General features: G+C 59.7%; 19 protein-coding genes. 8 read left to right on the forward strand and 11 right to left on the reverse strand.

Annotated features, from left to right (window positions below):
* Nucleotides 1-4 precede the first annotated feature (4 nt).
* Complete coding sequence (locus MJQ68_RS14620) at nucleotides 5-2,083, reverse strand: APC family permease (protein WP_238751876.1); 2,079 nt, start codon at nucleotides 2,081-2,083, stop codon at nucleotides 5-7.
* Nucleotides 2,084-2,169: 86 nt separating this feature from the next.
* Between MJQ68_RS14620 and MJQ68_RS14625 the strand changes: the two genes are divergently transcribed.
* Complete coding sequence (locus MJQ68_RS14625; protein ID WP_238751877.1) at nucleotides 2,170-3,711, forward strand: cryptochrome/photolyase family protein; 1,542 nt, start codon at nucleotides 2,170-2,172, stop codon at nucleotides 3,709-3,711.
* A gap of 37 nt (nucleotides 3,712-3,748) precedes the next feature.
* Complete coding sequence (gene sucC / locus MJQ68_RS14630) at nucleotides 3,749-4,951, forward strand: ADP-forming succinate--CoA ligase subunit beta (RefSeq protein ID WP_238751878.1); 1,203 nt, start codon at nucleotides 3,749-3,751, stop codon at nucleotides 4,949-4,951.
* Nucleotides 4,952-5,007: 56 nt separating this feature from the next.
* On the opposite strand, the gene MJQ68_RS14635 is transcribed toward sucC, so the two are convergent.
* On the reverse strand, nucleotides 5,008-5,679 hold the full coding sequence (locus MJQ68_RS14635; RefSeq protein ID WP_238751879.1) for a hypothetical protein: 672 nt from the start codon (nucleotides 5,677-5,679) through the stop codon (nucleotides 5,008-5,010).
* Nucleotides 5,680-5,787: 108 nt separating this feature from the next.
* Here MJQ68_RS14635 and MJQ68_RS14640 point away from each other — a divergent pair, with 108 nt between their 5' ends.
* Nucleotides 5,788-7,263: an ArnT family glycosyltransferase gene (locus MJQ68_RS14640; RefSeq protein ID WP_238751880.1), complete on the forward strand. Its 1,476-nt coding sequence runs from the start codon at nucleotides 5,788-5,790 to the stop codon at nucleotides 7,261-7,263.
* Here the strand turns inward: MJQ68_RS14640 and MJQ68_RS14645 are convergent.
* Together MJQ68_RS14645 and MJQ68_RS14650 are read right to left on the reverse strand one after the other, a co-directional pair.
* Nucleotides 7,260-8,777 carry a GH3 auxin-responsive promoter family protein gene (locus tag MJQ68_RS14645; protein WP_238751881.1) on the reverse strand — a complete coding sequence of 506 codons (1,518 nt, stop codon included), beginning with the start codon at nucleotides 8,775-8,777 and terminating at the stop codon, nucleotides 7,260-7,262. The two genes, MJQ68_RS14640 and MJQ68_RS14645, sit on opposite strands and share 4 nt — an antisense overlap.
* 2 nt (nucleotides 8,778-8,779) lie before the next feature.
* Nucleotides 8,780-9,583, reverse strand: a complete 804-nt coding sequence (locus tag MJQ68_RS14650; protein ID WP_238751882.1) for a patatin-like phospholipase family protein — start codon at nucleotides 9,581-9,583, stop codon at nucleotides 8,780-8,782.
* 73 nt (nucleotides 9,584-9,656) lie between these two features.
* Between MJQ68_RS14650 and MJQ68_RS14655 the strand changes: the two genes are divergently transcribed.
* A complete protein-coding gene (locus MJQ68_RS14655; RefSeq protein WP_238751883.1) occupies nucleotides 9,657-10,373 on the forward strand; it encodes an SDR family oxidoreductase in 717 nt (238 codons plus the stop codon).
* 132 nt (nucleotides 10,374-10,505) lie between these two features.
* Here MJQ68_RS14655 and MJQ68_RS14660 read toward each other — a convergent pair whose 3' ends face one another.
* Nucleotides 10,506-11,801, reverse strand: coding sequence for a serine hydrolase (locus tag MJQ68_RS14660; RefSeq protein WP_238751884.1), 1,296 nt, complete (start codon nucleotides 11,799-11,801; stop codon nucleotides 10,506-10,508).
* A gap of 169 nt (nucleotides 11,802-11,970) precedes the next feature.
* Between MJQ68_RS14660 and ahcY the strand changes: the two genes are divergently transcribed.
* Both ahcY and MJQ68_RS14670 read left to right on the forward strand, forming a co-directional pair.
* Nucleotides 11,971-13,284, forward strand: coding sequence for an adenosylhomocysteinase (gene ahcY / locus MJQ68_RS14665; RefSeq protein WP_238751885.1), 1,314 nt, complete (start codon nucleotides 11,971-11,973; stop codon nucleotides 13,282-13,284).
* 104 nt (nucleotides 13,285-13,388) lie between these two features.
* Nucleotides 13,389-13,661, forward strand: coding sequence for a hypothetical protein (locus tag MJQ68_RS14670; protein WP_238751886.1), 273 nt, complete (start codon nucleotides 13,389-13,391; stop codon nucleotides 13,659-13,661).
* A gap of 19 nt (nucleotides 13,662-13,680) precedes the next feature.
* Here MJQ68_RS14670 and MJQ68_RS14675 read toward each other — a convergent pair whose 3' ends face one another.
* Genes MJQ68_RS14675 through MJQ68_RS14685 form a run of 3 tightly spaced genes read right to left on the reverse strand, consistent with a single transcriptional unit; the run spans nucleotide 13,681 to nucleotide 19,620 of the window.
* The gene (locus tag MJQ68_RS14675) at nucleotides 13,681-15,594 is read right to left on the reverse strand and encodes a DUF3857 domain-containing protein (protein ID WP_238751887.1); all 1,914 of its coding nucleotides are present in this window, start codon (nucleotides 15,592-15,594) and stop codon (nucleotides 13,681-13,683) included.
* Nucleotides 15,594-17,561: a DUF3857 domain-containing protein gene (locus MJQ68_RS14680; protein WP_238751888.1), complete on the reverse strand. Its 1,968-nt coding sequence runs from the start codon at nucleotides 17,559-17,561 to the stop codon at nucleotides 15,594-15,596. Before MJQ68_RS14680 ends, MJQ68_RS14675 begins: the two co-directional genes overlap by 1 nt.
* Nucleotides 17,562-17,613: 52 nt before the next feature.
* Nucleotides 17,614-19,620: a DUF3857 domain-containing protein gene (locus MJQ68_RS14685; RefSeq protein ID WP_238751889.1), complete on the reverse strand. Its 2,007-nt coding sequence runs from the start codon at nucleotides 19,618-19,620 to the stop codon at nucleotides 17,614-17,616.
* Nucleotides 19,621-19,732: 112 nt separating this feature from the next.
* Here MJQ68_RS14685 and MJQ68_RS14690 point away from each other — a divergent pair, with 112 nt between their 5' ends.
* Nucleotides 19,733-20,644, forward strand: a complete 912-nt coding sequence (locus MJQ68_RS14690; RefSeq protein WP_238751890.1) for a DUF72 domain-containing protein — start codon at nucleotides 19,733-19,735, stop codon at nucleotides 20,642-20,644.
* A gap of 10 nt (nucleotides 20,645-20,654) precedes the next feature.
* A complete protein-coding gene (gene ppk1, locus MJQ68_RS14695; RefSeq protein ID WP_238751891.1) occupies nucleotides 20,655-22,733 on the forward strand; it encodes a polyphosphate kinase 1 in 2,079 nt (692 codons plus the stop codon).
* 24 nt (nucleotides 22,734-22,757) lie between these two features.
* Here ppk1 and MJQ68_RS14700 read toward each other — a convergent pair whose 3' ends face one another.
* From MJQ68_RS14700 to MJQ68_RS14710, 3 genes are read right to left on the reverse strand one after another with little or no spacing between them, the layout of a single operon-like run.
* Nucleotides 22,758-23,864 (reverse strand): XdhC family protein, encoded by a 1,107-nt coding sequence (locus tag MJQ68_RS14700; RefSeq protein ID WP_238751892.1) that lies wholly within the window; start codon nucleotides 23,862-23,864, stop codon nucleotides 22,758-22,760.
* Nucleotides 23,782-24,372 carry a nucleotidyltransferase family protein gene (locus tag MJQ68_RS14705; protein WP_238751893.1) on the reverse strand — a complete coding sequence of 197 codons (591 nt, stop codon included), beginning with the start codon at nucleotides 24,370-24,372 and terminating at the stop codon, nucleotides 23,782-23,784. The genes MJQ68_RS14700 and MJQ68_RS14705 overlap by 83 nt, the downstream gene beginning before the upstream one ends.
* 12 nt (nucleotides 24,373-24,384) lie before the next feature.
* A complete protein-coding gene (locus MJQ68_RS14710; protein ID WP_238751894.1) occupies nucleotides 24,385-24,930 on the reverse strand; it encodes a hypothetical protein in 546 nt (181 codons plus the stop codon).
* Nucleotides 24,931-24,935: the final 5 nt, after the last annotated feature.

Genomic DNA, 24,935 nt, shown 5'->3' on the forward strand with positions numbered 1-24,935 from the left:
GCACCTAATCTTCTTCGTCCGAAGATTCCATTTCTAAAACGATGAGTGCCGGAGCAGTGATGTCATCCCGCAGATGGGCTAGTAGGTCATGACGGTTTGCACCCTCGGACTCCCGTAAGACGATCAGGTCCGTATCACTCACTTCGGCTTGCAGTGCCTCAGTGAGTTGTTTCGACTCTGCGTGACGCACCGTGAGCTCGGCGGAACCGATGCCCGCCCGGGCGACCAGGCCGCGCGCCTTAGCCTCGAAGTCATCTTTCCAGTGGGACTCGCCTTCGGACTCGAGTGGAAGCAGGAGCAGCGGACGCTTGCGCACCTCGGTCAGTTCCCGGAGAATAGTGACCAAACGCAAGCCAAAATCTGCCGGACGGCTCAGTGGTAGGACCAGGCGATCGACCCGCTGGATACCGGAGTGGATCAGAATGGCCTGACACTGTTCCTGCTCAGCGTAGCGACTTAGCAAAGCAGCCGCATCGGAGGTGTAGGCCAGATCGTGCTCGATACGCTTACCCTCAACCGGAATAGCCTCGATGTCGCGTTCCAACTCCTTGGTGTAGCTGCCGTCGTCCGCCTCGCGGGCCTGCTGGGGGCTGGTTTGCTCCGGGATTATCCGGTAACCGAGCACGAATAGCTGCAGCCGGGCAAAATTGTTGAGTAGGTCGAAGGAAGGAAGCTCGTCCTGGCCGTCCCCCTGCAGGGCAACGGGAAGCAAGACATAGGGCCGACGGATCTCGGGCGCAATGTGTGTAGGCTGGGGGGCAGTGACTTCTTTATTGCGATCGTAGTAGAGGTACCAACCGAAAGAAAGCGCGATCGCGCCCAGACCGATATAGATCGACAGTGCCTCCATCAGTGCGATGAGCCCAAAGCAAGTCAGCGCACCCAGAATGGGTATGACCGGATACAGCGGAATGCGAAAGGTAGGTGCATACCACAGTTCACGCCGTCTACGACAGAGTATGAGCGTTATACAGATGAGTCCGTACAGTATGAGGTGCAGCAGCGAAGCTACCTCGGCCAGTATCTCCAGCCGCCCGATAAATAGCGACGCGATGATGGGTAAGCCCACAATCGCCAGCGCGATGTAGGGCGTGCCGAATTTCGGGTGCAGTTCTCCGCTCTTCTCTGGTAGTATGCTGTCTCGACCCAGCGCGTACACGGTGCGGCTCGCGCTCAGGATGGATGCATTGGCGCTGGATAAGGTGGCTAGTAAGCCGGCAATCAGGATAGCCAGGGCACCGGTGGCACCGACCAACTTTCGGCCTACGTCTACCGTAGCCGTTTCGCCCAATTCACTCAACTCATCAGCGGTAAACAGGCTGGTGGTGACAAAGACGACCAGTACGTAGATCAGCGTAGCGGCCAGCACGCTGCCGGCCAGGGCGCGGGGTAGCGTTTTGTGGGGTGTTTTCACTTCCCCTGCTACCGTGGCGATCTGCACAAATCCGAGAAAAGAGGTGAAGACGAGCGCGGTGGTAGTCAGTATGGCCGTGAATCCATTCGGCATCACTTCTGTAGGTAGACTGGGATCACCCCTCACCCCGAATACATCCAGCAATCCGTAGCCGAATAGCGTAAGTAGTATGATCAGCAGCCCGGCTACGATATAGTTCTGAGCTTGCCCGACCTTCTCGGTACCCGTCAGATTGAGTAGCAGGAGCAGGATCGCCATGCCGCCGCCGAGCAGCGTCACCGGCGAGCCAATATCGATGTCGAACTCAGCGAGCAGCTCCAGGACGTATTCGGCAAAGCCGGAGAGATAGAAGGCGGTGGCGAAGACCAAACCGATCGTCTGCCCCAGCCCTACCAGCGTACCCAGTCGTACCCCCATAACCCGCGAAACGAAGAAGTAGCCCCCCCCGCTCTGTGGCATGGCTGTAGCGAGCTCGGCAGTGCATAAGGCCACCAGCATGGCAATAGATCCGGCGATTACGAAGCTGATACTAGCTCCCGCACCGGCCTCACCGCCCGCCAGTCCCGGAAAGACAAATACGCCCGCGCCCACCATCGTGCCTACGCCGATAGCCAGGGCGGGCAGCAGGCCTAAACTACGTTCGAGGGTTTTTTCTTCTTGTTCAGCCATATGTATGGGCAGTACGCAGCATGAACTAGAGATGTGCACGAGCCAACCATCCGGACCACCCGGAGTTAGACCACAAAATCTACCGAATGCCCTATCAACGCCTCCGCCTTCTGCTGGGTGATCAACTCAACGAACAGCATTCCTGGTTCGCTACCGTCAACGAGGATACCGTCTATGCCCTGTTCGAATGTCATGCGGAAGCCACCTACTGCGAGCACCACATCCAGAAGATCACCGGCTTCTTCCTCGCCATGCGCGCCTTTGCCGATCGCCTGCGGGAGCTAGGCCACCAGGTCATCTACCGCACCCTCGACGAGACCCGGGCGGCGAAGCTGGAGCGCATCACGGATTGCGTAGATCACCTGGCAAAAGACCTAGGCGTCACCGCCTTCGAATACCTGCTACCGGACGAGTACCGGCTCGACGTAGAACTGAAAGAATACGCGGAAAAAGTTGGCGGAGTAGCCTGCGATACGGAGCACTTCATGTCTGCCCGTGACGATCTGGCACAGCTGTTCGAGGGCAAGCAGACCTACCTGATGGAGCGCTTCTACCGCGAGATGCGCAAGCGCAACAATGTGCTCATGGACGCCAACGGCGAGCCCGCCACCGGGCAGTGGAATTACGACCAGGAGAACCGCGGCACCTTACCCAAGGACATCAGCTTCCCGGCGGCCAGTGTGTTCGACCGCGACGCCAGTCACATCGCCGAGCTCATCGACCGCCACGACATTCAGACGATGGGCCGCATGAAGGACAACCGCTTCACCTACCCCGTCACCCGTACAGAGTGTCTGGAAGCACTGGACGACTTCTGCACGAACCGCCTACAGTTTTTCGGTACCTATCAGGACGCCATGACGGTGCACGATCCCCTACTCTACCACGCCAACCTGAGCTTCGCCATGAATACCAAGCTGCTCACGCCCCGCGAGGTGATCGATGCGGCCGTGGCGGCCTACCAGGCCGATCCCGAGGCCATCACCTTCAACCAGGTCGAAGGCTTCGTGCGCCAGATCATCGGCTGGCGCGAATACATGCGCGGCGTCTACTGGGCGCAGATGCCGGAGTTCGAGCACGTCAACAGCCTGGAGCACGACCTGAGTCTGCCGCGCTGGTACTGGACCGGTGAGACCAAGATGAACTGCCTTTCGCACGCCGTCAACCAGAGCCTCGACCTGGCCTATGCCCACCATATCCAGCGGCTTATGATTACCGGCAATTTCGCCCTGATCCTCGGTGCTCACCCGGACGACGTAGACGCTTGGTACCTAGGCGTGTACATCGACGCGATCCAGTGGGTAGAGATCACCAATACCCGCGGGATGAGCCAGCGCGCCGACGGCGGACTCATCGCCACCAAGCCCTACTGCAGCAGCGCCAACTACATCAACAAGATGAGCGACTACTGCAAGTCCTGCCACTACGATCACAAGCAGCGCACCGGCGACCGCGCCTGCCCCTTCAATAGCCTGTACTGGGACTTTCTGGACCGCCACCGCGAGCGCTTCGAGGGCAACTTCCGCATGAAAATGATGTACAAAGCCTGGGAGCGCAAGGGCAGCGAGGAGCAGACCGCCATCCTGGAGCGCGCCGCCTGGGTCAAGGCCAACCGGGAAGCACTCTAAATCTACCTATCTTGGCCGCCCACCAAAGATCACCCCCATGAACCTGCACGAATACCAGGGCAAAAGCCTCCTCACCGCCCACGACGTCCCCATCCAGAAAGGCTACGCCGCCGACACCGTCGAAGAGGCCATGACCAAGTACGACCAGCTGGCCAAGGAAACCGGCAGCCCCCTGGCCGTCATCAAGGCCCAGATTCACGCCGGCGGACGCGGTAAGGGCGGCGGCGTGAAGCTGGCCAAGAACCGCGAGGAAGCGAAGCAGCACATCAGCAACATCCTGGGTATGCAGCTCAAGACCCCCCAGACCCCCGGTGGTATGGAAGGCGCCGGTAAGCAGGTCAATAAGGTGCTGGTCGCCGAAGATGCCTATGCCCCCGACTTCGATGCCAACAAGGAGTACTACGTGTCTATCCTCATGGACCGCGAGCGCAAGCAGAACGTTATCATCCACTCCACCCAGGGAGGGATGGACATCGAGGCAGTAGCCGAGGACACCCCCGACCTGGTACACAAGACCTACATCGATCCGGAGCTCGGCATGCAGAGCTTCCACGCCCGGGAAGTGGCCTTCAACCTCGGACTGGAAGGCACGGCCTTCAAGAACATGAGCAAGTTCATCGCCAAGCTGTACAAGGCCTACCTAAGCGCCGACGCCAGCCTGATCGAGATCAACCCTACCCTACATACGGGCGACGACCGTATCGTAGCGGTAGACTGCAAGTTTGCCGTAGACGACAATGCCCTGTACCGCCACAAGGACATCGCCGGCATGCGCGACGAGAGCGAGGAAGACGCCACCGAGGTAGAAGCCAAGAGCTACGGCCTCAACTTCGTCAACCTGGACGGCAACGTAGGCTGTATGGTCAACGGCGCCGGACTAGCCATGGCCACCATGGACATCATCAAGCTCAGCGGCGGCGAGCCGGCCAACTTCCTCGACGTAGGGGGCACCGCCGACGCAGCCCGGGTCGAGCAGGCCTTCCGCATCATTCTGCGCGATGAGAAGGTGGAGGCTATCCTGATCAACATCTTCGGCGGCATCGTCCGCTGCGACCGCGTGGCCCAGGGTGTGGTAGATGCCTACCAGAACATCGGTGACATCAAGGTGCCCATCATCGTACGCCTCCAGGGTACGAACGCGGACATCGCCAAGGAGCTCATCGACAACTCCGGCCTCAACGTGCGCTCGGCCGTCAGCCTACAGGACGCTGCGGAGGAAGTAAAGAAAGTGCTCAACTAGTCAAGCACGGCACCCGATCCGGAAGGCCCCGTTGCAGCAGCTGTAGCGGGGCCTTCCTATTTTTTGCTGATATCGATCACGAGCTCCCGGACGCGCAAGTCGAGCGCTCGGGCCAGTTCGGAGTCACTCCGTACGGGCACATCGCCGAGCAGCGTATCCGGCAGTCCGCCTTCGGGCACGCGTTCTGGCGCATACTGTAGACGCGCAGTTACTCCCTCGAGCCTCCCCCCTTCCCAATCGGTGACGGTACCGCCGTAGTCCCAGCCGAAGCCACGGAAAACGAAGGGGGTGCCATTCGATTCTTCCAGTTCGCGCAGACTCACCTTCATCATCACGAAGCCGGGCTTGGCGGCGTACCAGCGCGACTCCGGCTTGCGGATCAGGACACTGGCGGGTTGCTGGTCAGGTCCCAATCGGATGATCGCCTCGTCCCGGCTGTCCGGGAAGAGCACGTAGACCGGCTCGCGCGTGCCTTCGTCCGTGCGCATACGGCGGCTCACGAGCTGATCGGCGCCGTAGATGGATTCTATTTCTACCACGGTCATCCCGGCGCGTATGGCACCGAAGCGTTCACCAGGCACGAAGGAGCGGTCGGCCTGTACGGGCAGCGCTGCCGAGGGGGCGGACGGGGCCAGGTGCTGGGGCACGGTCTCCGGCTCCTTGCCACTGCCCATGCATCCCCACAGTCCCGTACTCAGCAGGAGAAGTAGCACTAAACGAATGGGCATAGTCCGTACGATCTTGTTGGGTGTACCTCATAGACCACTGTCGCCCGACTATGGTTCACCGCCCGCGCCCCGGGTAGGCAAAACGCGGGTAGCGCCTACCTTTACGCCATGGGCAAGAAGGTCTTTTTACTAGCCGTGGCCGCTGCCCTGTTCCTGCACCACGCCTACTTCTTTTACGGCTACTTCGGCTTTGATGACCTGCACTACGCCGAGCTGGCCCACCGGCTGCTGCGGGGGGAGGTGGACTTCGCCAACCAGTATACCTATCGCATTCTCCCCCTAGCCGTCACCGCTGGGAGTTACCACATGTTCGGGGTATCCGACTGGTCTTCGGCGCTGCCAGCGCTGCTGGCGTCCGTCGTCGTGCTGTACCTCTTTTACCGGGTATTTCGCACCGGCCCCTTCTACTTACTCCTACTGGCCGTGGTCGGCTACCTAGGTATGCCATGGAATCTGTTCTACTCCGACAAGCTCATGCCCGATATCTACGTGAGCGCCGGCTGCTTCGGGGGCTGGGTAGCATACCATCAGTGCAGGGTCGGTAGTGGGCGGGGTGCGCGGGTGCTGGGGCTTTTGGCGGCCTGTTCCCTGTTCCTCGCCTTTAACTCCAAGGGGACAGTGATCCTGCTGGTCCCCCTGTTTGCCAGCTACTTCCTTGGCGATCTACTACAGCGGCGGCGGTGGCGCTTCTGGCTTACCCTCAGTGCCGCGACCTTAGTGCTACTGGGGGTGTACTTCTACGGACTACACGCGCTGACCGGCTCCGCCCTGGCCCGCTTCGAGGCTATCGCCGGCACCCACTACCTGAATCCCTGCTCGTACGATATCCTCCCCCGGCAGCAGTTGATCGAGCGGCTGACTACCGGATTCTATACGCTGATCCGGGACGCCGGTATACTGCCACATGCAGGCATCGCTATGCTTGGTGGGGGGTACCTCCTTACGATCGGCCGATCGGTTGCTGCGCACGCCCTGTTCTATCCGGCCACGGCACTGCTGAGTCTGTTATCGATCAATTTCATGACCATCTCGCTGACCTCCTACAATCCGGTCTGTCTGGACCCGCGGCACATCCTACTGTTCTCTCCCATCCTGAGTGTGTGTAGCACCCTGACCATCGCCGCCATCCTTCGCCACAGCGGCTGGCGTAGTGACGGGTGGCCCTTCCGGCTCTTTCTGCTGGGCTTATGCGTCCTGTTACTGCTTCCGGCGGTCCGTCAGGTCAAGTACGGCACTAGTTTGGAATACAGTAAGGTACGTCGTGCATACACCGAGCTCATCGACAGTAGTCCACGCCCGGTGGTGTTCTACGGCTCGGAGGTAAGTCGCAACCTGGGCAACTTTTACACTGGCTATACCGGCGAGACGGAGGGTATCCACTTCCGTAATTTCACGCAGCTTTCCGACTGCTCTGTGACTCAGGCGGATACCACGCGCTATCTACTACAGTCCTGGTACGCCGACTGGCACGCGGGACTATCCCGTCAGGCCATCACCACTGAGGTGCGCAGCCACGCGGTGGAGCGAGATCCTAGCGACCTGACCGTACCGGGACTGGAGCTCGAGCGTATCCGCTGCCGCTAAAGTCTACTTAGCATATCGTCGAGAAAGTCGCGGTGATTGGCCAGGCGGGGCACCTTATGCTGTCCGCCTAGCTTACCGCGGTCGGCCATCCAGCTGCGGAAAAAGCCCTGGGGCATGACGGTCAGCGCATGGCGGACGATGGCGTAATCTTTGCTTCGCTTAGCGGCGTAGTTGTAGTTCTGCTCCTGGAGCGCGGCATCCAGCGCGGCACTGAAGACCTCCGTATCCTCCGGCGGTCGCTCAAACTCGATGAGCCAGTGGTGGCGGCCCTGCTTACCGACTTCGATGTAGTCGGGGCCGACCGTAAACTCCCGAACCACCGCACCCGCGACCCCGCACGCCTGGAGCAGGGCCTGTTCTGCCTCCGACCGGAGGAGATCTTCGCCGAAGGCATTGATGAATTCCTGGGTGCGGCCCTTGATGACGATGCGGTAGGGATCGGTCTCGGTGAACTCGATCAGGTCACCCATGGGGTAGCGGTAGAGTCCGGCCACGGTGGTGATGAGCATCACGTAGGTCTCGCCGGTAGTGACGCCGGCCAGGGGAATAGCCGCATCGTAATCCGCCCGCTGGTAGGCTTCCCAGGGAATGAATTCATAATAGATCCCGGTGGTGAGCAGGAGCAGCATGGTCCGGAGATCGTCGCGATCCTGTACGGCGAAGAAGCCCTCCGTGGCGTTGTAGATCTCCTGAAAGAGAAAGCCCGGCTTAGGGAACAAACGCTCGAACTGCTTGCGGTAGGGTGCGAAGTTGACTCCGCCATGCTTAAATACACTGGCGTCCGGCCAGACGTCCAGCATGTTGTCGCCCCCGTGGATCTCCAGGATACGGCGGTAGAGGGGCAGGTTCCAGGTCGGCACCCCACCCAGGATCGTGATACCGGGTTCATGAGCGGCGATATGCGCGATCTGGGCGATCTTTTCCTCGTAGTCAACTCCCGTAGCCAGCTCTACATCAGGGATATACAGCGGTCGCATGATGCGGGGAATGCTACGAATGATGACGGCACTGATGTCGCCTTTGGGGAGGCCGGACTGCGCATCGATCCCCTTATAAGCTCCGCCGATGAGCAGGTTTTTGTGGCTGAATACTTGCAGATCCTCATCCTTTTCGTAGAGTGCGGCCAGACTGAGCCAGCTCCCCTTGAGGTGGATGCCGCTGACGGCCGACTGTGGTAGGGGCAGGTACTTGACCGAGCCGGTCGTGCCGCTGGTGGTGGCGATCCAGGCGGCGGGATCGTAGGTGACTACGCGCTGCTCACCGGCCAGAATGCGGTCGATGTAGGGTCGGTGCCCCTCGTAGGTGCGCACCGGTACCCGTTCACTGAAGCGACGCGGATCTTTAAGTAACTGGCCGAACTGGTGCTCCTTGCCGAAGGCGGTACTGCGATTGTAGCGAAGAATGTCCTGCAGCACCCCGGCCTGGAGGTGTAGGGGCTCGTCGTAGTGGCTACGCAGCTCCCGGCGGTAGCGGGTGAGGTAGGTTTTGAACAGCGAATTGACGACGGCCAGCATACTCAGGTCAGCGTTTCGAGCAGTTCCCGCTTACTTTCCAGGGAGCGCAGAATGTAGGGAAGGCGCTTCACCGTATGGTCATACCCGATGTCGTGCAGGTCGGTCAGCCGGTTGAGGTTGAAGATATGGTATTCGTTGAGGCCGTTGGGCTCTAGTACGACGTCGCAGAGCTCGGCCGAGGGCAGGGTATTGGCCATGATCGACAGGTCGAAGCAGCGCCAGACGATGCCTACGACCGTCTTCACGTCTGCGGCCTTCAGGTTTTCGTAGGGCATGAGGTTACTGCCGATAATGAAGTCAGACTGACTGAGGAGCGGCTTGACGGGCATATTCTCGATCACCCCACCATCTACGTACTGGCTGCCATTGAGCACGACGGGACGGAACAGGAAGGGGATACCACAACTGGCCGCTACTACCTCGTGGAGCGGACCGCTGTCCCAGCACTCCAGCTGTCCGGTGTTCAGGTTAGTGATGCCTACGTCCAGGTGATAGCGCAGACCTTCGAACGTGTTTTCCGGAATAACGGTGGCGAGCCGCTCCTTCAGGTAGTCGCTACTCGTGAGCCCCATCAGCGGCATACCCAGCTTATAGAAGCGGAAGAGCGAGCTCTCGGTGGCGAAGCTCATCATATCGTCAAAGGGGACGCCGGCAGCGTACATCGCGCCCACCAGTGCGCCGGCACTTACGCCCACTACGCGGGTGGGTACAATACCGGCCTCCGTGAGTGCCCGCAACGCCCCAATGTGCGCCGCACCCCGCGCCCCGCCGCCCGACAGCGTAATCCCGATGGTTAGTTCCTGCATCCCCTACTAGACAAGCGGCCGAGCGGCCTGGTTTACCCCCCAACCTTTAAAGGGACGCCGCGTTGGGAGCAGCATGGAAAATCTAGCAAACAAGACCGCCTACGTAACCGGCGGCAGCAAGGGAATCGGCTACGGCATCGCCGAAAAGCTCCTGGCAGCCGGCGTCAATGTCATCATCACCAGCCGGAGTCAGCAGAGCGCCAATAAGGCCGCCGACGAACTGGAAAAAATGGGCCACCCCGGTAAGGTGCTCGCCGTAGAAGCCGACGTGCGTAACCTGGATAGTCAGCAACGGGCCATCGCCCTGGCCATGCAGGAGTTCGGCACCCTGGATATCGTAGTGGCCAACGCCGGCGTGGGTCACTTTGCCCCCATCCAGGAGCTCACCCCCAAGCAGTGGCAGGAGACCATCGACATCAACCTGACCGGCGTATTCAACACCGTGAAGGCGACCCTGGACGGACTCACCGACTCGAAGGGCTACCTGATCACCATCGCCAGTCTGGCGGGCACCAACTTCTTCGCGAAGGGCTCGGCCTACAATGCCTCCAAGTTCGGCCTAGTAGGATTCACCCAGGCCGTTATGCTCGACGTGCGCAAGCAGGGCATCAAGGTCACCACCATCATGCCCGGCTCCGTAGCGACCCACTTCAACGGCAACAGCCCGGACTCGAGCGACGCCTGGAAGATCCAGATCGAGGACCTCGGCCAGCTGGTGATCGACCTGCTGAAGATGCCGGCGCGTACGCTGCCCAGTAAGGTGGAGGTGCGGCCTAGTCAGCCTGGGTAAGGGATTTAAACACAGATTACGTGGATTATGGCACGGATTAGGCACGGACTAAAGAATCTGTAAAGTAATCCGTGCCTACATCTGTGTAATCCGTGTTTAACCCACGAGCGTCAGCGAGCAAATAACCACTATCTACTCCCCGGTACCGATGCTCTCACTAGGATCCTCGGCGGCCGTCTTGCGCACCACCTTGTCGATGCGGGTGGCGAGTACCTGATGGTCATAGGCGGAGTTGCGGCCCAGGACGTTGGACATGAGGGCGACCATGTAGCGGGTGCCGTCGGGCTGCTCCACGATGGCTACGGAGTTCATGTAGTTCATGCGGTTGCCGCGGTACTTGCCGCAGCTGGTGCCGGGCTTGCAGCCGTACAGGCTTCCTGATTTGAAGTAAACGGCGGCCGAGTCCAGCACCGGGGCGTGAGCGTAGCGGATGCGGCGGTCGGTCATGTACATCAAACGCTTGATCTCCAGGCTGCTGGCGGGGTCGGCTACGCGTCCGGATTCCAGCGCCGTGAGCCACTGCATCAGTCCGCGTACGGTACCGTTGCTGCCTCCTTTAGGGGGTACGATGCCGCTGGCGCCGCGGGTAAACATGGTGCCCAGCCGCCAGGCGTCGCCGTCGATGCCCAGGTCGCGCAGGGGGCCGTTGACGATATCCTCGCCCAGGTCGCGCAGGCGGCTGCGGTCGATGGTGTCGAAGTAGGTCATCATATCGTTGTAGCCCAGGTCGGGATAGTCCTTGCCGAAGGCGCGCATCAGTAGGGCTTCGCGCCAGACGATGCTGGCCGCGCCGTTGTTGCTTACCGACAGCATATGATCCACCCACTGGTAGAGGTTGAACTCGTCGCTCTGGTCGACACGCTTGCGGGCATAGCGCTCCGAGGCGGTGTCGTACAGCGGGATGGTGTGGTGGTCGTACACACCGAAGGGACCGGCCTTGACCACCTTCTTGCGCATCAACTCCCAGCGGGCCTCGTAGTCTTCGGGGTATAGATTCTGTAGCTCGCAGAAAAAAGCGGTGACCACGGCGAGCTTGCCTACGCTGCCGGGCTGGTAGCCGGCCGTGGGGTTGCGTTCGGCGTAGCGGTTGGGGCGCCCCTCTGACATATCGAACACCGCTACGGAGTACGAGGGGTGCATATTGGGGAAGATCTGACTGATCTCTGCCTGCAGTTCGGCGTCGACTTCGGGCAGCTCCAGGATGGGGTCGTCCATCAGGTTCAGTCGTACGTACTCGAGCTCGTAGCGGGCGCCGTAGGGCAGGGTGCGTACCAGGGTGCTGCTATCCATCTTTGTGAGGCGGACCAGTCGCTCGATCCCCGTCAGCGCAAAGCCATCGATGGGGTAGCTGCCGGCGGGTTGCCAGGGGTATACCATGGCGATCACTATGGCTACAAACAGGGGAAAACGGAAACGATTTGACTTCATCTTTCGGGGTATGTGACTACCTAACGCAGGCAATTAGGCATTGTGTTGCGGTCTTACCGATAGCCGGGGAGCGCAGGTGCGGGGCAATTTACCACAACCATTCCGCTGCGCTTCCCGTTCGCTATCGTCCGCCGTACCTTTGCGGGCGCAAACCAACGAAGCTTACACTATGCCCGATACCCAAACCCGCCCTACCTATAAAGTAAAGGATATCAACCTGGCCGACTGGGGCCGCAAGGAGATCCGCCTGGCCGAAGCCGAGATGCCCGGTCTGATCGCCCTGCGCGAGCAGTACGGAGAGAGCAAGCCCCTGAAGGGTGCCCGCATTGCCGGCTGCCTGCACATGACCATCCAGACCGCCGTACTCATCGAGACCCTCGTGGAGCTCGGTGCCGACGTCACCTGGTCGAGCTGCAATATATTCTCCACCCAGGACCACGCCGCCGCCGCCATCGCCGCCGCCGGTATACCCGTCTTCGCCTGGAAGGGCATGAACGAGGAAGAGTTTAACTGGGCCATCGAGCAGACCCTGCGCGCCTTCCCCGGCGGTGAGCCCCTCAACATGATCCTCGACGACGGGGGCGACCTCACCAACATGGTATTCGATAAGTACCCCGAGCTAGCCGCCGGTATCCGCGGCCTGTCGGAAGAGACGACCACCGGCGTACACCGTCTGTACGAACGCCTGAAGAACGGCACCCTGGTGATGCCCGCCATCAATGTCAATGACTCGGTAACTAAGTCCAAGTTCGACAATAAGTACGGCTGTAAGGAATCTGCCGTAGACGCGATCCGCCGCGCTACCGATGTGATGATGGCCGGCAAGGTCGCCATCGTAGCCGGCTACGGCGACGTAGGTAAGGGCACTGCCGCCAGCCTACAGGGAGCCGGAGCGCGCGTGATCGTCACCGAGATCGACCCCATCTGTGCCCTGCAGGCCGCTATGGACGGCTTCGAAGTGAAGCGGATGGACAACGCCGTACCGCGGGCCGACATCATCGTCACCGCCACGGGTAACTTCAACATCCTCAGCGAGCGCCACTTCCGCGCCATGAAGGACAAGACCATCGTCGCCAATATCGGCCACTTCGACAACGAGATCGATATGGCCTGGCTCAACGAGAACTACGGCCACACCAAAGACAGCATCAAGGCACAGGTCGATCTGTACAATATCGACGGCAACGACGTGATCATCCTCGCCGAAGGCCGACTGGTCAACCTCGGCTGCGGTACGGGCCATCCTAGCTTCGTGATGTCCAACAGTTTCACCAACCAGGTACTGGCACAGATGGAGCTCTGGGAGCACAACGATAAGTACGAAAACAAGGTCTATATGCTGCCCAAGCACCTCGATGAGCAGGTCGCGCGCCTCCACCTCGAGAAGATCGGCGTAGAGCTCGAAGACCTCAGTGAGGCCCAGGCCAAGTACATCGGCGTAGAGCAGAACGGCCCCTTCAAGCCCGAGCACTACCGGTACTAGTCTTGAAGTTCTGTAGTGGGTAGTTCTGTAGTGGTCCTTACCCTACAGCTACTATCCCCTACAGAACTACCAAACTACAAGACTACAGAACTACACCCCCCCAAATGGGAAGTCCAAAGAAAAGTGCCTCACCGCCTACCTGGAAGCTGATGCTGGTCAAGTGGCTGGGATTGATGCCTGCCCTGCTCGTTATCGCCTACACCCTGAAGTGGCTCAAGGTCGAACCCCTTTGGTTCAAGTTGATCTGTGAGACGGCCATCCTAGTGCCGTTGCTCAATTACGTCATTACCCCACTGGTCGATAGCCTGTTTTCAGAGTGGCTGTATAAGGGGATCGACGCGGAGCAGCAGAAGAAGAGCGTTGATATCGGCGCATAAGCCGGGTGCTAGTGTCTATCTACTTCGTCCGTCGTTCGCGCAGGACTACCTGGGTATTATCGGCTTTGGCTACGTCTAGAAAGAACTGGCGGAATTCGGCGTAAGCCTCCCGGGGCAAGTCTACGGGTAGCAGCTTGAGGGTGCGGATCCAGCGGGCGCCGTCCTCCGTAGCCTCCATACGTGCATCGTATACGCCCGCTGCGTGGGTATAGTGCAGGGGTTCGGTAAAGAGGCCACTCTCGATCTCCATTGTGGGTGGAAAATGAAGCTGAACGGTATCTACCATCATGCGGGTTTCGGTCAAGTGAATGGGTAATTGCCGGTCGTCATCTGCTTCCGGCACCCGGTTTATCCCGTAGTAGCTATTGATGGGTACGAACATGCGGGAGCCGAGTTTACGTACGTAGTCTGCGACCTCCGTCCGGTAGTGCACTGTTGCTCGCGGTGCGTCGGGATCTACCTTCAGGCTGTACGCGCTACCGGAGACATCCGGCAGCAAATCTCTGCGGTGTAGAAGTTCGATCTGATCCTTCGTTCCGGATAGCTGCTCATTGAGCTGGCGGAACCATTCCTGCGCACCTCCGTAGAAGGTAGCCCGTATATCGAGTGCGGTCTTACCGGTGTCGGTCAGCGTGACGTCGATCGTCCGGGTGTGACCGTTCTCCGCGGGCAACTGGGCGGGGGTACGGTGCAGTTCGCCGCCCTCGGGAGTGATCCAGAGTACGTTGCGGTCCTGCTTGTCTTCGCCGAGGTAGCCGGTCGGGGCATTGTTGCTCGTGCACTCCAGGTACGTATCCTGCGATGGCACGTAGAGTACCATGTGGTTAAAGGCAGGCGTTACGTAGTCGTCGACTACCGGGTAGTTGTCCGATTCATCCCAGCTGATGAGTACCGGGTAGGAAGGAATGTCTACCGAAGCCAGCATGGCCCCCATATAGTTACTCAGCGCCTTGCAGTCCCCGAAGCGGTTCTGCTCTACGTAGTCCGCCGAGAAGGGCTGCCAGCCACCCAGGCCCAGCTGGATGCTGACGTACCGCATGCGCTGTTGCATGAAGCGGTAGAGGCGATCTACCTTCTCCCATTCCGTACGGGCTCCGGCTACTACCTCCTGCACTTCCTGCGCCAGGCGTGGGGGCAGGGCATCGCGCCCCTGCATGATCGTCTGCATAAAATTGCCGTACTCCTTCCAGCTCCGAAAGCTACCGCGGTAGCCATCGATCTCGAAATCAGCTAGGGCGAGTCGCAGGTACGGAAGGGTCGTAGCCGAGGAGGGCGCGCAGGACTCGTCCAGTTGCGCCGCACGCGGACCGGTAGTCCAGGCATACGTACGTGACTTACCGTCACTGCTGATCACTGGCTCGGACAGATCGCCGGCGCGGTATAGTACATCGTTGTCCAGGGGTACGCTTACAGTGAGGCTGGCCCGCAGCAGGCTTTGATCGCGCTTCTGCGGTTTCCAGTGGTTGAAGCCGGCGACCAGGGCAAAATCATTGAGCTGCTCCTCCACCTCGAACACTACGGTACAGGGATAGCTGGGGCAGGCCACCGCCACCTGTTTGTAGCGGGTGTTTTCGTAGAAGGTGCTCTGACTGGTAAAGCGTCGGTCCGCGATATCACCTGATCTGGCCCGATCGATCTGATTGCCCAGCGCGTCGTAGGAGGCCGCCGCGAAGCTGGTGATCTTACTGTCCGCGTCGTAGAACTCATACAGCGTGTTTCCGTATTCGTGGTCGCTGTCGAGCAGGGTGATCACCTTGCGGTACGCTACGGTCGCCGAGCTATGGTCCTGGATGCGGTAGTCGGTAGTGTATTCGAGTACGACACTACTGCCCGTGCGGAGCGAATCCGGAATAGCCAGTGAGGTAGGTTCCAGTTTCTGACTCTGCACCTGCGCACCCGCCCAGATGAATACTAGTAGGAAAAGGTATCGCATTACTTGGCGCGTTTGTAGACGAGCGTGGTTTCCTGCAGGTCGATGATACGTCGGTACATACCGCGCAGCGTAGGATAGTCCGTAGCCTGGTAAAAGGTGCGGTCCATGTCTACAGAAAAATTGATGATCACGGTGTGGTCCGGTTGTACGGTCGTAGTGAAGGTGGCCGTCATCCCGCCGTCTTCGGAAACCATGCGGATGGATTCAGGCACTTCATCCAGCACGTAGCCCGCTGGCACGTGGACCGTAGTGATGAACTGCTCACGCCAGGGAAAGGGAAAGTCGACGGGGTACAGTCGGGCGTCGACATCGTCGAGCGCGTCGTCGAGCGCGGGAATAAGAATGGGCTGTATGTAGAGAAAGTCCTGGGTAGCCACCGCTACGGGCAGATCGAGCTCGACCTTGTAAGTGAGGGGCTCCAGACTGTTATCACCGCCCGAGAGCACGGCATTGCTGCGGATGCTGGCAGCGGGAAAGCGAGCGATCACCTCACGGGCCACCGGGGCTTCCGTAGCCTGCTCCATGGCGTGCAACTGATTGCGACCGGCAAAGGCGTAGTAGCTTTCCAGACGGGCGGTGAGGTCAACGGCAGTGTGGCCATCCTCGGCTATCTGCATATCGGCCAGCACGACGCGGCGGGCGCGGGGCACTTCGACACTGATCCAGTGGGGGTTGCGCTCATCGGCTACCCAGCCCCGGTGGTTGAGGGCTTCGATACGCGGTAGCCCCGGTGGGCGGTCGCTACCGTTCACGTCCAGCAGGATCATTTTATCGTCTACCTCGGCGTACACCATCAGGTGGTTAAATTGATTGATCAGTGGGTAGTACTCCATATGCGCGCCGCGATCACGCAGCGATACCAGCAGGGGATGCGCCTTGATCCCGGCCTCGTTCAGCAGGGCGAGCAGACATAGGTTCAGATCGGCGCTGTTGCCGCTACCGGCCGCCAGGACATTATTGGGAGAATCGGAGCCCAGTATATTGTACTGCTCATTCCACTGCAGGTTGCTGGCCACGAAGTAGTAGGCCGCGGCAATGCGCTCCTGGGGGGTGGTCCCGGCCATGATCTGCGCTTCAGCCTGTTTCCACACCCGATTGTAGTGGGCCTTGCCCTGGTAATAGCGGCCGAAGTCCTGCCGCTCGTGCAGGGTTCTTACGGTTGTTTCCCAGTTGTTGAAAACGGGCTGCGTCATCGTGTTGGGGTACTCCACCGACTGGAGCTGCAGCTTTACGCGCGGCAGGTAGTCCGTCAGGTTGTTGGTATAGGGCTGGTACTGGAACGGTGGCAGGTCCTTGAGTACGTACCGCATGTCGGTGAAGCGTATGGACGAGGTATTCCCCTGGCCGCGGGCCAGCGTCATGTTCCAGTTGCGGTGGGTCTGCTCTACCTGTTGGATGAAGTAGTTACCCTGAGTACCCAGGCTGGCGTAGCGGTAGTACTCGGGGATACGGGCCGTGTATTCGGACCACCGTACGGGGATATCTTCCTGGAAGGTGTAGGAGGCAGGAATAAGAATGCTCTCACTGCGGCGGGTGTAGCTGTATTCAATGATGGCTCCGGGCGTGATCTGCGGGAAGGTGAAGGAAATGCGGCTCTTGTCGTCCGCCCCCTTATCGGTGATGAAATCACGATTGCGTAATTGAATGGTACTGCCGTCCGGAAGATGTACCTCGGCATCCAGATTACCGATGGTCTCGTAGTCGGAATCGTAGGAAAGCGTGACGTTGGCCCGCTCGAAACTGGAAGGTTTGATGAGCTTCACGCGCCGGTGATAGGTCTCCAGCGTTTGGGGGCCCTTGTCGGGTACAAAATCAAAGCGGAGATCGAGCTTGTCGTACAACACGTAGGCCTCGGCACTACTGTCACCGGGCGCCACCATCAGACTACGGTCAGCGTCGTCGATTTTACCGAATTTGAGTCCGTCCTCGTACTGCGCACTCAGGCTACCGGCATACAGGATCAACATAATAACAAGGCGTACAATCATTCTCATAACATAAAGGGGTATAGGTGTGGGATTATTTAGCGCGCTTGAGCACGATGGGGGCTTGCTGCAGATCGATGATGCGGCGGAACATCTCGCGCAGCCCGCCGTATTCGCCGGAGGTGTACAGGGTACGATCGAGTTGGACGGCGAAATTGACCGTGACGGCCCGCAGGGCGACGTTCTCGTCCACGCTGTATACGACCGCGATACTGCCATCATCGGCCTTCAACCGTAAAGAGGCGGGCAGTTCGTCCACCACAAAGCCCTCCGGCAGGTTGATCTGCGCGACATAGCGCTGTATCCAGGGGTAGGGAAAGTCGATGGGGTAAAGCCGGCTTTCCACGTCGTCCAGTTGGTCATCCAGCATGGGCAGTAAGACCGGCTGTATGTACAGAAAGTCGTTCATCGCCTGACCGGCGGGCAGCTGCAGGTCTACGTCCAGACTCAGTATATCTGAGTTAGCTCCCTTGGCGGCGCCCTCGTGGGTGGTCTTCAGGACGACCGCGTCGGGGTACTGCGCAATAATGACCGAGGCTAGTGGCGCTTCGCGGTCGTTGGTCATGTCGTTGAGTGCGCTACGGGCGTCGAAGGCGTAATAGCTTTCCAGGCGCGAACGCAGGTGCGCGGTGGTCTGCCCGTCTGCCGCTACATCCATAGACACCATAACGGTCTGCTTGGCGGGGGGTACCTCAATATTGACCCAGCGGGGATTGCCCTTTTCGGCTACCCAGCCCCGGTGGTTCAGGGCAGCTACGCGGGGCAGACCTACGGGGCGGTCTGCGTCGTTAGCGTCTAGCAGTACTGTCTGGCCGTCCACTTCGGTGTATACCATCAGGTGGTCGAATTGCTGCAGCATGGGGTAGGCCTCGATGGGTGCGCCTCCGTTGCGTAGAGAGACGAGTAGCGGATGGGCGTCAATACCGGCTTCGTTGAGGAGGCTGAGCAGTGCGATATTGAGGTCCGCACTATTGCCCCGGCCATTCTCGAAGGTTTTATTGGGTGCATCGGTAGCCAGGATGCTGAAGTAGCCGTTCCAGCGGTAGTGCTCTACGACGAAGCGGTAGGCGGCTTCGATCTTACCGCGAAGGTCGGCGGCGGCGGCTATATTAGCCTCGGCCGCACTCCACAGCCGGCCGTAATTGATCTTATTGCGGTAGTAGCGGCCGAAGTCCTTGCGGTCCTGCAGTTCGTCCACCGTTTCTTCCCAGGTACTGAATATGCTGCGCTTTCCCTCTCCGGGGTACCATACGCCACGAAGTTGCAGGCGGGCCTTGGGTAAGTAGTCGATGAAGTTATTGGAGTAGGGCTGGTAGTCGTAGGCGTCCAGGTCCGTCATGACCCAGCGGATCCTGGTGTGATCGAGCTCGTTGCGGCTGGCGTAGGGGCCGGTAGTGAAGCTGGGCCCCCACTCCCGACTTATGATTTTTGATTCGTTGATGTGATAACGCCCCGATGCGCCCAGACTTACGTAATCGTAATAGGCGGGAATCGTCGCTGTGTACTCCGCCCAGCGCACCGGGATATCTTCCTGGAAGGTGTATACGGTGGGGGTCAGAATACTCTTGGTCCGCTTTACGTAGCGGTATTCGATGGTGGCCCCGGGGCACAGGCGGGGGAAGGTAAATTTGGTGGTCATCGTTAGGCCCTCCCCCTTCTGCGTTACGATATCGGCGGAGGTGAGCAGAATGGAACCTCCCTGGGGTAGGTGAACGATACCCTCTACGTCGGTGTACTCCACGTACTCCCGGTTGAAGCTGAGGGTAATATTAGCCCGCTCGTAGGCGGAAGGCTTGAATAGTTTGAGCCGCCGGTGGGTGGTCTCGACGGTACTGGGTCCTTCGCCGTCCCGGTAGGCAAAATCGAGATCGAGGTGATCGTAGAGTACGTAGGCTTCGGCGGCACTATCTGCCGGTGCCTGAAGCAGGGCGCGATCTGCATCCGATATGCGACCGTATTCTACCACGTCGGTCGCCTGGGCGGAAAGAAAGGTGGTACAAAGCAGCGCAAGCCAGGTAAGCTTGCCGAAACATGAAATCATAGAAGAAATGCTTTGCTATAAGATATTTATAAATGTCATCGGTCACCTTTCCAACGTAGTATAATTCGGTCAATAATGAACTTTAACTAAATCCTCCGCGGTACTAGCAGTAATGAAGTTTGGACAAGTATCTAATCCCGCCGATGTAGAATTCCAGCTCCCCGTAGAGCCCCTGGCCAACCGTGCCCGCCTGGACCGCTACGAGCTGGGTAGCGGCGAGGGCCGGCCCGCCGTATACCTCGGCGCTACCGGCTGGAGCATGAAGGAATGGGTCGGCAAGTGGTACCCCAAGGGAGCCAAGCCGGCCGACTATCTAGGCTACTACGGTGAGCAGTTTAATACTATTGAACTCAATACTACGCATTACCGCATACCCAACGACGATACGGTAGCCAAATGGTATGCAACGGTGCCGGCTGACTTCCGTTTCTGCCCTAAACTACCCAAAACCATTAGTCACGTCAATGACCTGGGAGCCGGTGGGGAACAGTTGCCGCGCTTCATCGCGGCGCTCGACGGACTTAAGGAAAAGCTAGGCTGTGCATTCATTCAATTACCGCCCTACTTCGGCAAGGACCGGCTGCCCGTAGTGGAGCGCTTCCTGGACCGCTGGCCGCGACTCCTTCCGCTGGCTCTGGAAGTACGCCATGCAAGCTGGTTCGACGACCCCTACGCGACCGAGGCCCTAATGGATGCACTGGCCGCCCGCGGGGTGGCAGCCGTGATCAGTGATGTAGCCGGACGGCGCGACGTACTACACGGCTACGTGACCGCACCGCGGACCATGGTGCGCTTCGTCGGCAACGGGCTCATCGATAGTGACTATACCCGCCTGGCTGACTGGGCTGAGAAGCTGCGGCAGTGGAATCTGCCGGAATCGTTTATCTTTCCCCACGAGCCCGAGAACGTGTTAGCTCCGGAGGCCTCGGCCTGGCTGGCCGATCACCTGGCCACCCTCGATTTTGCCCGCACCCGCGGCCCCGCCCCCCGGAGCGACGGCCCGGAACAGATGAGTTTGTTTTAGCTTGGACCCTATGAAAGACTACCCGGCCATACCCCGCGATATCAGCTGGCTCTCCTTCAACCACCGGGTGCTGCAGGAGGCTAAGGACGAGAGCCTGCCGCTGTTCGAACGCCTAAAGTTTCTGGCGATCTACTCCTCGAACCTGGATGAGTTCTTCCGCGTACGCATGGCCAACCACCGCAACCTGCTGCGGGTCAATAAAAAGACGAAGCGCGAGCTCGACATCAGCCCCAAGCAGACGGTGCGTACAATTCAGCGGATCGTCAATCGGCAGCAGGAGGAGTTCAGCCGCATCTTCGAAAAGAAGCTCATCCCCCAGCTGGCCCGCCACGGCATCTTCCTGAAGCGGCGGCTGGATATGACGGAGGAGGACCAGGAGTACGTACGCAACTACTTCCGCGAGTTCATGCTCCCCTACGTGCAGCCCGTGCTACTGATCAAGGATATGGTACGGCCGTTCCTGAACAACGCACAGCTGTACCTCTCGATCCACATGAAGGATAAGGAGAAGGGTAAGACCGCCTACGCCATCGTGAAGATCCCCAGCGATCACCTGCCGCGCTTCATCGAACTGCCGAGTACGGACGGCGAACACAACCTGATCATGCTCGACGATATCGTGCGGCACTCCGTATCGTGGATGTTCCCGGGCTACGAGATCCAGGATACGTACAGCATCAAGCTGACGCGCGATGCGGAGCTGTACATCGACGATGAGTTTTCGGGCGACCTGCTGGCCAAGATCAAGGCGAGCCTTAACCGCCGTCATGTGGGTCCGGCCAGCCGCTTTGTGTACGACCGCACCATGCCCGATCACCTGCGGGAGTACCTGCAGGATACCTTCGAGCTCGACCGCTTCGACATCCTCACTGAGGGGCGGTACCACAATAACTTCGATTTCTTCAGCTTTCCCACCTTCGGGATGACCAAGCTGCTGAACCCGCCCCAGCCCCCCCTGGCCTACCCCGCCCTGCAGGAGGCTGAGGACTACTGGGCGGCCATCCGCGCACAGGATCACCTGCTGGTGTATCCCTACCACCAGTACGAGTCGGTGGTACTCTTCTTCGAGCGGGCGGCTGAGGACCCCCTGGTGAGCCACATCAAGATCGTACAGTACCGCGTAGCGCGCAAATCGCGCATCATGCAGGCCCTGATGAAGGCCGTAGCACTGGGTAAGCAGGTCAGTGTATTCATCGAGGTGAAAGCGCGCTTCGACGAGGAAGCCAATCTGCGCTGGGGGGAGAAGCTGGAGGAGGCCGGTGTCCACGTCCACTACAGCTTCCCCGGCGTGAAGGTGCACAGTAAGCTCGCCCTGGTGCGCCGCGTAGAAAACGGGGAAGAGCAGATTTACAACTACCTGTCTACGGGCAACTTCCACGAGGACACCGCCAAGGTGTACAGTGACTTCGGACTCTTTACGGCCGACGAGCGGCTGACCAGCGAGGTGGCCCGTATTTTCAGCTTCCTGGAAAACGTGATGATCCCCGAGCAGCCCTTCCGGCACCTGCTGGTCGGACAGTTCAACCTGCGGGGTGGATTGGAAGACCTGATCGACTTCGAGATCGCCGAGGCCACGGCCGGCCGACCCGCCGCCATGACCCTGAAGATGAACAGCCTGCAGGATAAGCCCATGATCGACCGGCTGTACGCGGCCAGTGCCGCCGGGGTGCGCATTAACCTGATCATCCGCGGCATCTGCGTGCTGGTGCCGGGGCGCAAGGGCTACAGTGACAACATCCACGGGGTAAGTATCGTGGACCGGTACCTGGAGCACGCCCGCGTATTTCACTTCCACCACGCCGGGGAGGAGCGGGTGTACCTGTCTTCGGCCGATTTCATGACGCGCAACCTGAGCCACCGCGTCGAGACCACCTTCCCGGTGTACGACGAAGAGATCAAGGATCGTATCCTGGAAATCCTCGACATCCAGCTGGCGGATAATGTCAAGGCACGGCTGCTGAGCGACCAGCAGGGCAATACTTACTACCGCGGTGGCAGTGACCTGCGCATCCGCAGTCAGAAAGAAACCTATCATCTGATCAAGCGTTCGCTGGTGGCCGAACAGCAGGAGTTGGAGGCGGGGGAATAGTTATTGTAAACTTGGTACTACTGCCTAGCGTGCGTGGATGGTCCCTTCCCGCCGCCGCAGGGACACGCCGTCCCGCTGCCGAAATACAGCGATGATCTCAGCCACCACGGCCGCGGCGATCTCTTCCGGGTTTTCGGCTCCGATATCCAGTCCGATGGGGGTATAGAGATTCGGATAGTCAAGCAGCTTAAGCCCGGCTGTCTGTCGCAGTTCCGCATCCATTTTCAGGGCGCGCTTGCGGGGACCGAGCAGTCCCAGATAAGGCGGGGATTGCGGAAGAAATACACGTAGCATCTCCGCATCGCGTACAAAATCATGCGACATGCAGGCTACGGCCGTGTAGTCGTCCACCCTAAACTGAGCAGCCTCGTCGTAGTCGTATACCCCTTCGGCCAGTGCGACCGTAGCGGCAGAAAATTTTCGCTTTAGGCCGATGACGTATACCCGCCAGCCCAGCTGGTGTGCCGTAGTGACCATCGGCAGCACATCGTAGTTATCCCCGACCAGGATGAGCCGGATCTCCGGCCGCAGCAGCTCAAATAAACGTTCCGATACCCTACCCTGCTCGTCGGTGAACTGCCGAACTTCGGACCGCCCGTGCGGGAGGGTGACCGTATCCAGTGGCACTTCGCGCAGGGTACCCGGCAGTTCGTCATCGCTTACCGTAGTCACCGTCTGTACTAATAGTAACGGGGTGCGAGTAGCTAGCCGCTGGCGCAGTACCTCGATTTGATTGAGCTGGTCGTCAAAGTCCAGGGGAATGAACAGTACCTCGATCCGACCATTGCAGCCCAGTCCGATGCCGATCTCCCGGTCGTCCTCCTCGAGGGTATCATAGATACGCTTGGCGGGCCGGCCGGCGTGGATGGCGCGTTGCGCCCGGCGCAGGGCATCGCCCTCCAGACAGCCCCCGCTGATGCCGCCCGTGTACCGCCCGTCCGCCCCCACCAGCAGGCGGGCACCGATGCGCCGGTAGGAGGACCCCTCGATGCGTACTACCGTGGCCAGGGCGCAGGCGGTGCCGCTGTCCCGAAACCGGTCGTATAGGTCAATGATGTTCCTGATCTCCTTCATGGCGCCGGTACTCTTCGGGGGTATCCAGATCGTATAGGGGTGTAGTAGGATAGACAAGGTGAACGCGGTCGCGGTTGTTCTTTAGGTAGCTACCGGCACCTGCGTCCCCGGCCAATTCCAGTAGTGCGGGAAAGTCATCCTTAGGGAAGAGTGCCGGCACCCCGGCCCGCTGAGGGTATGCCGTGGCGACGATGGCGGTTTCCGCGAGTCGGTGAGCAGCTAGTATGCGCCGCAGATAGGCCGCATCCACCTCTGGCTGGTCGGCTAGTAGGACGAGTACGGCTGGGGTAGTGGGATCATCATCCAGGATAGTACGCAATCCACAGGCGATACTACTACCCAGTCCGGACTCGTAGGCAGCGTTGTAACAGCTGATCGCGCCGGTATCCGACAGGTGATCGCGCAGTACTTCGTGCGCCGCCCCCAGCACCACGTATACCATCGTCGACACCTGTTGGGCATGTCGTACAGCGTGGCGCAGCAGCGTCGTATCGCCCCAGGGAAGCAACTGCTTAGGTTGCCCCATACGCTTGGAGGCACCGGCGGCTAGTAGGAGTATGGGCACCTGGTCCATGAGCTACTGTAGAATAATCTCTACTATGGGTACGGTATCGGGTACGCTAGCGAGTGGTCCTGCCGGGGCGTTCATTCCTAAGCGATAGGTGAGGCCGTCGTGGGTGGCGTACACCCGGGCTTCTACGCCCGACCCGTAAGGTGCTAGCTGGCCGAGTCGTTCGACAAGCTCTCCGTAGGTGTTACCGACCCGGATGCCATTTTTGGTCACTACGTCCGTGGACCAAATAACGATGTGATCGATTAGCCCCCCCTCCGCTGCGACATACCCCAGGGTGTCGTTGCTGCGTCCGGGGATGTAGCGCACTGCCAATTCTCCATCGCCGGTGCGTAGGGTGCCTGGCCGCAGGTCTACAAAGGGAGCAATGGGCTGACCCGGCTGCATCTCCAGGAAGCTACTATCGTCGATTTCGTAGGGGTCGTCGGGATCCACGTCGTAGATCGCGGTGTTGCCCGCGTTTGGGTATTCGACCGGACGGGTCTCCGGCGTGGTGGGCGGACGATCCGAGCAGGCCAGTAATACCAGCAGGAACGATAGGTAGCGTAGCATACCGG

It is taken from the genome of Neolewinella maritima, from assembly GCF_923081025.1.
GTDB classification, from domain to species: domain Bacteria; phylum Bacteroidota; class Bacteroidia; order Chitinophagales; family Saprospiraceae; genus Neolewinella; species Neolewinella maritima.